This window comes from Ideonella sp. P3_A4 (assembly GCF_056403075.1).
Genome location: NZ_JBFUGE010000179.1, coordinates 1 through 11,421, shown reverse-complemented (window position 1 = coordinate 11,421; position 11,421 = coordinate 1). Strand labels below are relative to the sequence as shown.

The following is an 11,421-nucleotide window of genomic DNA, read 5'->3' as shown; positions in this document are numbered from 1 at the left end:
ATACATAGATGGCCGCGGAGTCGAGCTCGGCCAGGGTCACCCCTTCGGCGTCAGGTGCCCCGCTGCCGTTGGGATAGCGCAGCGTCTTGCCGGAGCCCCAGTCGTTCGCCGTGCTCTTGACGAACAGCTGGCCCTTCGCCGTCAGGTTGTACAGCTTGGACGGCGAGTTCTGCACCGCCCACAAGACGGGTGCTTGCGAACCGGCCGCGGGCTGATAGAACAAGCCGCTCATGTTCTCACCGAAAGCGTCGGCCTTGTCGGCGTTCGTCACCGTGGTGGTCGTTGGCCATTTGCCGTAGGTGATTGCGGCACAGGCGCCGACACACAAGGTAGCTGCCAACGTGGCAGCCAGCCACTTCTTCACAGCCTTGCCGGAGCTTGTCTCGGTGTTGTTGTTCATGCGATGCCTCGTGTGGGGAGGGCCCCGCCGCGGGCAGCAACCGGCGGCGGGACGGAGCACCATAGCTGGAACTGCGGGGCTCAGGATCAGGGGAATTGCCCGGCCTCGAACAGGTCGGCAAAGTCGGTGGCGCTGCTCACGGTCGAAAGCACCGGCAGCTCCAGGATCCTTTCGATCGACTTCAGTTGGGAGCTGTGGGTCCACTTCACCGTGCTGGCGTAACCCTGCTTGACGCCCGGGCCGACGGCGATGAAGGGCAGCAGGTTCGTGCCGTCGCCTTCATCCCAGGTGAGGAAGATCACCCCTTCGTTGGCGTTCACGTAGCCGATCAATGCAGGCAGGTTGTTCTTCAGCCAGTCGTCGCCCATCCTGATCTCGTTGTTGCTCGGGCAGCCGCTCTCGCCGTGCATGTCGTTGCACAGGTTGGGGGTGATGAAGTTGTAGGTGGCCACCCTGTTGTTCGCGAGGTCGGCCGCCAGCAGGCTGGCGTCCTTGTGGTGGCTGATGCAATAGCTGTTGGTTTTCGACGGCGGGTTGCCCGACACATCGCGGAAGAAAACGAACGGGTTGTGCTTGGCGGCGTAGAACTTCGACGACGTGATCGGGCACTTGCCGGTCTTGTCGCTGATGCCCTCCTGGTACGACATCCACGTCACGCCGTTGGAGGCATTCTTGATCTGCGTCACCAGGTGTGCGGTGCTCTTGGTGCTGTTGTTCTTCGTCGCATCGCCATCGCCGGTGAACGAATGGTCAGAGAACTTGTTGGTGCCCGCCTCCATCCAGAGGTAGTGCGCCTCGCTCTCTTCGTTCGGAAGCTCGTCGCGGAAATTCGTCGCGTAGGCGTAGGTCTGCATCAAGGTGTTGTTGATGTACGGCGCGTCGGACTTGTTGCCGTAGATCTGCTTCGCATCGTGGTTCTCGAACGCGATCACGAAGATCACCTTGATCTTCGATGCCGTCTGGGCCTGGTGGCCGTCCGGCACATCGCTTTGGGCCAGGGCCTGCGCCGGCACCGCAAGAGCGGCGATGCTCAACGCCAGCACAGTCGCTTGAACGTGGAACTTCATCGTGCGTCTCCTCGAAGTGAAAGTTAGGAGGCGCTGAGAATGCCGACACTCAACAGCCGGCACCAGTGGTAAATCCTGTGGGCCGCGATGGTAGATCCACCACAAGGCCGGGCCCGCAAATTAACGGCTGCTTACGTCTTGGCCAGGGACATTGACGTGTGGCTCAAAACGAGTAATCTGCGGGCGTCGCAGCACTGTGAAAGGAGGTGATATGTCTTCAATCTCCCGGTCTGGGGTCGATCCTCAGCTCATGTAGCTCTGGCTCTGTCACCAGGCCCGCGGGCGCTCCACACCATTGGTGGGAGCGCCCGCGTCATTTGAGGGTCTGCTTCACGTCTGCCTGCCAGCGATACAGTCGCGAGCCGCTTCCGCGCCACCGGGCGATCGACCGTATCGAGGATCCATTTGACCGACGTTTCGAAACACATCTGCAGCCAAGCATTTGCATTTCTCTTCTCATGCCTGACACCGCTTGCGGCGTGGGCCGGCGCCGATACCGAGAAGATCCGCGGCATCGTTGACGCAGCGATCCGCCCGCTCATGGCTGAGCATGACGTGCCCGGCATGGCTGTCGCCGTGACCATCGATGGGCAACCCTTCTTCTTCAACTACGGCGTTGCCTCCAAAGAGAGCAAGACGCCGGTGAGCGAGACGACGATCTTCGAACTCGGATCGGTCAGCAAGACGTTCACGGCAACGCTGACGGCGTACGCACAGGCGACCGGGAAGCTGTCGCTGGACGACCATCCCAGCAAGTTCTTACCGCAGCTGAAAGGGCGGGCGATCGACAAGGCGAGCCTTCTCCACCTGGGCACCTACACCGCTGGCGGGCTGCCGCTGCAGTTCCCGGACAAGGTCCCCGACACCGACGCCGGGATGCTTGCCTACTTCAGCCAATGGAAGCCTGACGCCAAGCCGGGCGCGCAACGTGAGTATTCGAACCCGAGCATCGGTCTTCTCGGGCACATCACTGGCCTCGCAATAAAGAGTGATTTTGCGGAGGCCGTCGAGACACAGATCTTTCCCCAGCTGGGCCTGCGCCGCAGCCACATCCGTGTGCCCGACAGCGCCATGGCCGACTACGCGTGGGGCTACGACGAGAAGAACAAGCCCGTGCGCGTGCGGCCGGACCTGTTCGCCGCCGAGGCCCATGGCGTCAAGTCGACGTCCTCCGACATGATCCGCTTCGTGCAGGCCAACATCGACCCGAGCGGGCTGGATGAGCCGGTCCGTCGCGCGGTCGATCTCACGCATGTCGGCCACTTCAAGGTCGGCGCGATGGTGCAAGGGCTCGGCTGGGAGCAGTACGCGTACCCCGTGTCCCTGGAGCAGCTGTTGGCGGGCAACTCTGCCGGCGTCATCTTTGAAGCCAATCGTACGGAGCAGATCGGGCCGCAGGCATTGGCCGATCAGCGACTCTTCAACAAGACAGGATCCACCCGCGGCTTCGGCGCCTATGTGGCTTTCGTGCCGGCGAAGAAGATCGGCATCGTGATGCTGGCCAACAAGAGCTACCCGATCCCTTCACGCGTCAAGACCGCCTTCGCGATCCTGGACCAGCTCGCGCCCAGCGCGAAGTAGGGGCCCGCCAATGCAGGCCCGCACTCGCGCTGCCGAGCCCAGCGGCGCTCTCAAGGAAACGAAGGGCCGTTCCCGAGTTCCTTGATCCCCCGGGCGCGGGCGCGGGCTCGGCTTGCCGAGCCCTGGGGCGCTCAATAGCCGAGCGCCAGCCCGCTGTTGCGCCGCGGGTCGTTCGCACCGTAGAAGCGGTTCTTGCCCACCGGCTTGCCGCCGAGTGACGGCGCACCGACCAGAATCGCCGCGAGGTGGTTCGCCGGCTGCGGGTCACCCAGCTTGTGGCCCATGCCCTCGAGGATCTTGCGCGTGTCGGGGCTGAGCGCGAAGTTCTCGACGTTGGTCGACTCGGGCAGCCACTGCTGGTGGAAGCGCGGTGCGTCCACCGCCTCCTGCACGTTCATGCCGTAGTCGATCACGTTGATCATCGTGTGCAGCACGGCGGTGATGATGCGACTGCCGCCTGGTGTGCCGACCACCATCACCGGCTTGCCGTCTTTCGAGACGATGGTCGGGCTCATCGACGACAACGGCCGCTTGGCCGGCTCGATCTTGTTGGCCTCGCCCTGCACCAGGCCGTAGAGGTTGGGCACGCCGATCTTGGCGGTGAAGTCGTCCATCTCGTCGTTCAACAGCACACCCGTCTTCGCGGCAGTGACCTTCGCGCCGAACCAGTCGTTCAGCGTGTAAGTCACCGAGACGGCGTTGCCCCATTTGTCGACGATCGAGTAGTGGGTGGTGTTGCTGCCCTCATGCGGTGCCACGCCGGGCTTGATCTCTTGGCTGATGCCGGCCTTGTTCGGATCAATTGCCGCGCGCAGCTTCGCCGCATAGTCTTTCGACAGCAACCGGTCCAGCGGGTTCTTCACGAAGTCGGGGTCGCCGAGGTAGGAGTTGCGGTCCACATAGGCGTGGCGCATCGCCTCGATCTGGTAGTGCACCGACTGCGCCGAGCGGAAGCCCAGCTCCTTCAGCGGATAACCTTCGAGCACGTTGAGGATCTCGCAGATGATCACCCCGCCCGAGCTCGGCGGTGGCGCCGAGACCACGTGGAAGCCGCGGTAGTCGCACTCGACGGGCGCCATCTCGCGGGTCTTGTACTGGTCGAGGTCGGCCTGCGCGATGATGCCTTTGCCTGCGGTGCTCGAGGCGACGATCGCTGCACCGACGCTGCCCTTGTAGAAGCCGCTCTCACCCTTCTCGCTGATCAGCTTCAGCGTGGTCGCGAGGTCTTTCTGCACCAGCTTCTGGCCGGCCTGGAACGGCTCGCCCTTGTTCAGGAAGATCGCGGCCGTCGCCGCGTCCTTCTTGAAATCATTGGTCGCGGTCGCGAGCAGGTCGATGTCGCCCTGGTTGAGCACGAAGCCGTCGTGCGCAAGCTTGATGGCCGGCGCGAGCAGGGTGGGGCGCTTCATCGTGCCGTACTTTTCGCGCGCCAGCTCGAGGCCCGAGACCGTGCCGGGCACGCCGACGGCCAGGTGCCCAATCGTGCTGGCGCCCTTGACGACGTTGCCGTCCTTGTCGAGGTACATGTTGGCAGTGGCCGCCAGCGGCGCCTTCTCGCGGAAATCGAGAAAGGTCTTGCGGCCATCGGCGAGCTGGATGGTCATGAAGCCGCCACCGCCGAGGTTGCCGGCCGCGGGGTAGACAACGGCGAGCGCGTAGCCCACCGCCACGGCCGCGTCGACGGCGTTGCCGCCGTCCTTCAGCACGTCCACGCCGATGCGCGTGGCCAGGTGCTGGGCGGTCACGACCATGCCGTTCTCGGCTGCGACAGGGGCTTGCGAGGCCGCGTGGGCTGCCGCACAGGCGAGCGCGACGGCGGACACGAGCAGGGTCTTGCGCAGGGGATCGAATCTCATCGGGCTGTCACCTCTTTGTTGTGTGGAAGGGGTTGAGAAAGGGAAGGGCGCTGTCACAGCTCATAACGGGCCATGTGCTGACCGCGAGCGTAGTTTGCTTCCCGGCAACAATTCAATGTCGCATTCGATCGATGGATTCCGTCTGAACGATTTAGAAACATGTTTCGCAGAGGGGCTTTCGGGTGAACCACAAGCGGCGTGGTCCGGTCACCGACCCCATCACTCTTCCAGGGAGAACCGATGAGATTGTTGTCAGCTGCGGTGGTCGCCGCGTCCTTGTCCATTGGGTTTTGCGGGCTGGCCATCGGCCAATCGGCGGATGTGACGCTGACCAAGCGCGACGAAAGCGGGGTGGTCGAGGCGAAGTACGTGTTGTCGAAGCCGACGCAGCGGCTGCGGTTTCCCGAAGGGGGCAACATGCGCCGACTGTCCTGGCGGCTGGGCGAGTCGGCCAAGATGGCCGCAGACGGTGAGTCGATCACCTTTGCGCAGCCGGTTCGCAGCTTCACGGTAGAGCTGCGGCCCGACGTGAACGATGGGCAGGTCGACCGGGTGTACATCCCCGTGATGCCGCTCAACGGCGGGCGTGCGGCARCCGTGTATGCCGACTACCTGCTGCCGCGAGACGGTGGCGTGGTTCGCATTGCGGGCGAAGGCGCGGCCCTCGGTCGGCCCGTGAAAGGCAACAAGCCCGTCTGGGGCGCCAACGACGAATCAACCTACTTGGTGGTCGGCGCAGCCGGCRTGAAGTCGACCGATGCCTACGCGATCACGGTGGACTCCCGGATGCCGGCGTGGATGGCCGCGGCACTGCCGAAGAGCGTCGAAGCGATCATGGGGCTCTACCAGACGAAGTTCGGAAGCCGCCCGTCACAAAGGCCCTGGATCGTCGCCAGCTATGAGCCCGCCGACCGGCCGGAGCAGCCCCTCTATCGCGGCGATGTGAGCGGACACATGATCCGGCTGAACCTGTTGGGCCCTCGGTGGCAACAGCCCAACGACGGACTGGCCTACGAGCTCAACGCATTCGTCGCGCACGAGCTGGCCCATTTGTGGAACCACGGCATGTGGCAGACCGCAGCCGATCAACCCATCTGGCTTCACGAGGGCGGTGCCGAGGCCATGGCACACGACGCACTGAGGACGATCTCGGGCGACAACGCCCGCTATGCCGCGACGATCTCGGCCAAATTCATGAACTGCCTCAATGCGAACGGTGAGACGTTGAAGGAGAAGACGTCTCGAGGCGGCAGTGCTCACTATGACTGTGGGACCGCGCTCTTCCACATCGCGTCTGCGTTGAGCTCCAAGGATGGTTCAGCGCGACCCCTGGACGTCTTGTCTGCCGTCTTCGAGCGTCAGCGCGTGGCCAAGGTCTACTCGGTGGACGATCTGTTGACGGTGGTGCGCCGATCGGCGCCGGATGCCAACGCGTTGAACGATCTGGTTCGGCTGATCTCGTCGGACGAGACCTGGGCCCATGCCATCCCGCGGTCCGGTACCAACTTCGGCGTTCACGCGCCCGGCGCCAAGGAATTCGACCAACCCGTTTTCGCCGGGAAGCTTCTCGACAATCTGTTCGGGGCACTGATGAGGCAAGACTGTGAAGGCAGTGCAAGCTTCGGCTATAACAACCAGGTGTACGAGGTCTTTTCGCTGCCCGCCTGCAAACGCATCAGGGAGAACGTGGTGCTCACTTCGCTCGAAGGCGTCAACATGCAAGAGAACCCGAGAACGGCCGTTCAGCAAGCCTTGACCCGCTGCGCAGCCAAACAAGAAGTGCACCTGGCGACGCAGGAAGGCAAGGAGCTTGCATTGCCATGCGAGTGGACACCTCCGCCGATTGCGATCGACGGTTGACGCAGCCGATCGCCTTCACTGAGTCAGCGAATCAAACACCCCGTCCACCATCGTGCTGAACGGGGTGTGCCCGCAAGGAGGCTGCTGATCGGCCAGTCGCTGGAACTCTGGGGCCAGCAGTTTTTCGACGAAGCGTTGGCGGTTGTCCGGGTTCAGCAACCAGTCTCGAATCTGCGCGCGGAACTCGGGACGATCAGAGGCAAAGGCATTGCGGTACTCGTGGGCGCGCCAAAATTCCCAGTAGGTCGTGGTCACGAACTGAACGGTGGCGACCGGATCCTCACAACGCAGCCAATGGCCTAGAAGTGGCTCGGTGGCAAGCCCGCCGATGTCGAACATCAGCAAGACACTCAGCGCGTCGTCCAACCACCGGCGACCGCCATTGCCCAGCGGGACGCCACGCAAGATGCAATCGAAGTACGCCAGCGTGAAGCGGTTGAGCACTTCGCGCTCATCCTCGTTCCAACAGCCTTCAGGGCAACGGCCGAGGCGATCGAGTGAGAGCTCGATGGAATGGTGGATCTGGTCGCCTTCGGCCAATAGCTCGAGCATGCGGGGCAGCAGGTGGCCGACCTCTTGCGTGGATTGAACTTCGCTCTTGGCGGAGGCGTTGTACTCGTACAGATGCTGAGCCGTGATTTGTGCCAGTGGCCACAGGCGCAGTTGCTGCTCAAAGTCCGCCGAGACACAGCACTCGAGGCAGACGTCCAAAGGGAACGGCGGCGCGGCGCGGTGGCGGAACGCACGGTAGGCTTGTGCGACGACAGTGCGCAGGTCGGAGGGGAGAGGGGCGGAATTCAAGCGAGCAGCGACCGAGATCAGGCCGCAAGGTTCAGAAGGTTCTGGTCCCGATTCTGGACCGTGTCGGCGGCGCATCGGCTGCATGTCGATCACTGTCAGTCAGTGGACTCGTCGACGTGGCAAGTGCTGCGCTTCATGCAGTCCCGCAGCGCCCGCAGGCGCTTGATGGCACCGCTGCGCTCATCGAACTCGACGACCATCAGATCGAGCGCTCCCCGGCGCTCGTGTTCTTCCACCGGAAGCCACGGCGCGCCGAGAGCTGTCCATTGAGCGTCCGTCAGCAGGATCTCGCCGGTCAGGAATAGCTGACGTTGACGACGGTCGCCCTCGAAGGACGTGGCCACGGCTTCGCCGTTGTCATCGGGCCTGCACAGCCCGTGTGCCATCGTCTGGTCGAAAACAACCAGATCGCCGGGTGCCAACGCCAGGCGAACACCGGCATGCGGCATCACGAATTCCACATCAGAGACGTCGAGCGCAAGAAGCCAGAAAAGGCAACGCGACCAGTGGCGACTGACATCGTTGTGAAAACCGGCGCCGCATGATGCGAGGTAGTCGATCCGGGTGGCGACGCTGCTTCGGTAAGCGCTGAGTTCGTCCCCCAGAACGCCTGTCACTTGCAATGCACCGGCGATCTCCCCGACCAGGTCGACCACGCCGGGCGCGGCCACGGCCAGGTCTTCCAGCGTCGTGTTTGCGTAGTCGATGTCCGAGAACGCCTCGATGTTCACTCGCGCATAGCCTTCGACCACGAGGCTCGCGAGCGAGCCAGCATCGAGGAATGTGGTGTGCACGATGTGCACCCTGCCGTAGGGCTCGCGTGCGTCGAAGGCGTGCCGCGGCTCGTCGCTGCGAACCGCGAAGGCATGGAAGGGTTTGGGCACCCGATGCACGTCGGCAGCGATGAGGCGATGGGAGGAGATCGAGGCCATCGCGCCATTGTCGTGATGAGCGTGGCCAGGCGCCGGGTGGTATCCCTGGCCCGAGCAAAAGGGCTTCAGTCCCACTCGCGCGGTCCAACGACACGTCTGGCGGACGTTTGCTGGGGACTCTGCCGTGCGGTGCGCGAGTGAACTACCGCGTTGCGCAAGACCGGCGCGACTGCTGGGCTGATCCCGCGGCGCTCATCGCGCTGGCTTGAGCAGCAGCACCGTCGAGTGCAAGTCGCCGGCCTTGTTGGCGTCGACCAGGATCCAGCCCTTGTCGTTGATGGTGGTCGCACTCGCAATCGTCCAGACGGTCTGGTCGTGGGCCGATAGCAGATCCTGCAGACGGTGCACGGTGCCTTCCTCGAACAGGAACGGGTGGCTCTGGCCAGCCAGTGTGTAAGTGCCGATCACCTGCCCGAGCTGGTTGATCGAGTCGGCGTGGGCGCTCGCGCCTTCCGGCGTGGGCAGCGCGCTCATCTGCCGACTGTCGAAGATGAAGGCCCGCTCAGTGCCGTCGGCCTGCTGCGCCTTGCCGACGATCTGCCCGCGGTTGTTGATGTCGAGGGCCGATGAGTTGGCGCCGCCGAGCGTTCCCAGGTCGTGCAGCATTCCCTTGCGGAAGGCAAAGGCGTGCACGCTGCCGTCCGCCAGGTCGGCGTACCCCACGGCCACGCCATTCTTGTTGACGGCCAGCGCCGTGCTGGTGGCGCCGCCGAAGGTGCCGATCTCCTGCATCACCTCTTCGTGCCAGACATAGGCGCGTGAGCGGCCGTCGAGTTCACCCACGGCCTGGCCGACCACATGGCCGTTGTCGCTCATGCCGTAGGCGTAGGCGTCGCTGAATGAGCCGTTGAAGACGCCCTCGGGGAAGCCGTGGATCCTGGCGCTGAAACCTTGGTCTTTCTGCACGGTGGCGAACCAGTAGTAGCCGGCCCAGTCGTACCCGGCCACGTCGCCATGGTCGTTGATGGCATTGCACAGGTTGCCGCCGTAGCGGCCGAAGCCGCCGACAGAACGCAGGTATTGGCCCGCCTTGTCGTAAACGACGAAGCCAACGCCCTGGTTGCCGTACTGCGACAACGTCAACAGCGACGTCCCGTGGTTGTTCGTGTCGAGCGCGCTGTACCAGATGAACTCGATGCCCCCCGACACCTCGGGCGCGGCGATGACGTGGGCACGGTAGGTGGGCGCGGCCACGGACCAACCGGCCAGTGCGGCCAGCAGCGGCGGCAGCAGAAGGCGTGAAAGGGAATGCAGGTTGAGTCGCATGAGATCTCCCTTCGGGGAACGATGTCGACCTCGGCCCGCCTTGTGGCAAGCAAGCGCGCAGCGGGCCCGCAAGCCCGCGCCGGAATCGACCGACCATCGGGCCAGGCCGATGCTTGAGCGCTGGGTGCCCGCATTCCATCCCTATGTTGGACCTCCGGCCCTGCCTGAACGCGCAATCGTGCACACCTGAGCCCGTTGCTGTTGGCGGCCGCCTGGAAATCGCCATGGTGGCGACGGCCCGTCGCCGGCCCGGCGCACCGGGTTTAGCGCTCATGAGTTCGGCGAAGGCTCAGAACTGGCCCTCACGCACATACGGGTAGCTCCACAGAATGGTTTGCATCAGCACCGACTTGACCCAGGCGGCGTGCATCTTGTCGACGTCGGCAGCCGAGGCACCCTTCTTGGCCAGGAAGGGCTTGAGCGTGGTCGTCACCGGAATCGTCAGCGCCGACAGGTAGCGGAAATTCACCGACGGTGCGCTATCGGCCTTGTCGGTCTGGTTCTTCTTCGGTGCCGTGTGGCGCAAGCCGATTTCGTACTGGTAGTCGAGCCACGCCTGGTTGTAGTTCGCGTCCGCCGTGTCGAGAATCCACTGACCGAAGCGCTTGCGAACGGCGTCCAGATAGGCCCCGTCGGGTGCGCCAGTCTTGTTGTTCTTGAAGTACGCCACCAGCTCGGGCGTGGAAGCGACGAAGCCGTACCAAACGTCCAGGATGGCTTCGGTCTGGTCGGCCAGGATCGCCTTGCTCATGCGCAGGTAGCGCACGTCTTCATCGGTGAAGAGCAGGGTCTTCTTCAGCGACTCCAGGTCTTGCAGCGTGTACGGTGCCTTGGCCAGCGACTTCTGGCCGTAGGCGTAGCCTGGAATGGCGGGAGCAGCCTGCGCAATCGCGGCTGTGGACAGGGCAAGCGGCAACACGGCCGTCAGTGCAATGGTGAGGAAGGCGGTCGATTTCATGGCTTCTCCTGAGGGCGTTGTTGCGGTGCTGTTCTGTGCATCGATGCACAGCGACAGTGTCTGGACGATGTCGGCATGATTCGAGTCATGGCGTCCACAAGACATACCCATTCGTCCAGGCTGGGATCGTTGATGCCCGAGGGCCAAGCGCGGCAGTGAGCCGCCGGATACCGCCACGCCGCTGAAGGCGCGGCGCGACGGTCACCGTACCTTCTTCTCGTTCAATCGCACCGATCCGGCCGACGCGGAGCTGAAGGAGGTGGCGCGACTCGTCACCGATGAAGTCGACCGCTCGATGGGGTTCGAGTTGCCGAAGGTGTTCTCCAGCAAGCCGGTCCGCTCGGCCACCTTCATGGTCTTTCGCAAGCACGTCCCGAACGGCGTGCTGTCGAGCAGCCTGTTCCCCATCCTGACCCATCCATCGACCCAGGCGGTGACGATGCTGCCGTTCGAGTTCTGGCCAATCGAGCTGATCGTGCTGTGGAAAGAGAACAAGATCTGAGCTCGGGAGGCAGGCGGTGACGCGGCTGTTCATTCGGCCAAGGTCAGCACTGCAGCGGTTGCTGCCGCTCGCTACCGGCGGCGGTACGCACGATGCCTGGCACCTTGCAGTCATTCGGCCGGGCTTCGCGCGCTAAGCTGAGCGGTCGCTCTGACGTCGGACTCAGAGCATGGGTCCGTGCTGCGCCGGTGACCGCTT

Annotated in this window: 10 protein-coding genes; 3 read left to right on the top strand and 7 right to left on the bottom strand. The window is 63.8% G+C overall.

The window, feature by feature from the left end; translation table 11 throughout:
- On the bottom strand, positions 1-400 hold a 400-nt coding region (locus AC1DYI_RS16685; RefSeq protein ID WP_477205253.1), incomplete at its 3' end, for a hypothetical protein.
- Between the two features lie 86 nt (positions 401-486).
- Positions 487-1,467, bottom strand: coding sequence for an alkaline phosphatase family protein (locus AC1DYI_RS16680; RefSeq protein WP_477205252.1), 981 nt, complete (start codon positions 1,465-1,467; stop codon positions 487-489).
- Between the two features lie 426 nt (positions 1,468-1,893).
- Between AC1DYI_RS16680 and ampC the strand changes: the two genes are divergently transcribed.
- Positions 1,894-3,048, top strand: coding sequence for a class C beta-lactamase (gene ampC, locus AC1DYI_RS16675; protein WP_477205254.1), 1,155 nt, complete (start codon positions 1,894-1,896; stop codon positions 3,046-3,048).
- 131 nt (positions 3,049-3,179) lie between these two features.
- Here the strand turns inward: ampC and ggt are convergent, their stop codons facing one another.
- Entirely contained in the window at positions 3,180-4,904 is a 1,725-nt protein-coding gene (gene ggt, locus AC1DYI_RS16670) for a gamma-glutamyltransferase (RefSeq protein WP_477205251.1), read from the bottom strand.
- Positions 4,905-5,144: 240 nt separating this feature from the next.
- On the opposite strand from ggt, the gene AC1DYI_RS16665 reads away from it, so the two are divergent.
- Complete coding sequence (locus AC1DYI_RS16665; RefSeq protein ID WP_477205250.1) at positions 5,145-6,764, top strand: hypothetical protein; 1,620 nt, start codon at positions 5,145-5,147, stop codon at positions 6,762-6,764.
- Between the two features lie 15 nt (positions 6,765-6,779).
- On the opposite strand, the gene AC1DYI_RS16660 is transcribed toward AC1DYI_RS16665, so the two are convergent.
- The 4 genes from AC1DYI_RS16660 to AC1DYI_RS16645 all read right to left on the bottom strand — a co-directional run bounded on the left by AC1DYI_RS16660 (position 6,780) and on the right by AC1DYI_RS16645 (position 10,721).
- Complete coding sequence (locus AC1DYI_RS16660) at positions 6,780-7,658, bottom strand: hypothetical protein (RefSeq protein WP_477205249.1); 879 nt, start codon at positions 7,656-7,658, stop codon at positions 6,780-6,782.
- A gap of 2 nt (positions 7,659-7,660) precedes the next feature.
- Complete coding sequence (locus tag AC1DYI_RS16655) at positions 7,661-8,497, bottom strand: hypothetical protein (protein ID WP_477205248.1); 837 nt, start codon at positions 8,495-8,497, stop codon at positions 7,661-7,663.
- Between the two features lie 192 nt (positions 8,498-8,689).
- The gene (locus AC1DYI_RS16650) at positions 8,690-9,763 is read right to left on the bottom strand and encodes a DUF3466 family protein (protein WP_477205247.1); all 1,074 of its coding nucleotides are present in this window, start codon (positions 9,761-9,763) and stop codon (positions 8,690-8,692) included.
- Between the two features lie 289 nt (positions 9,764-10,052).
- Positions 10,053-10,721, bottom strand: coding sequence for a protoglobin domain-containing protein (locus AC1DYI_RS16645; protein ID WP_477205246.1), 669 nt, complete (start codon positions 10,719-10,721; stop codon positions 10,053-10,055).
- A gap of 259 nt (positions 10,722-10,980) precedes the next feature.
- Here AC1DYI_RS16645 and AC1DYI_RS16640 point away from each other — a divergent pair, with 259 nt between their 5' ends.
- Positions 10,981-11,223: a hypothetical protein gene (locus tag AC1DYI_RS16640; protein WP_477205245.1), complete on the top strand. Its 243-nt coding sequence runs from the start codon at positions 10,981-10,983 to the stop codon at positions 11,221-11,223.
- The last annotated feature ends 198 nt before the right edge of the window (positions 11,224-11,421 follow it).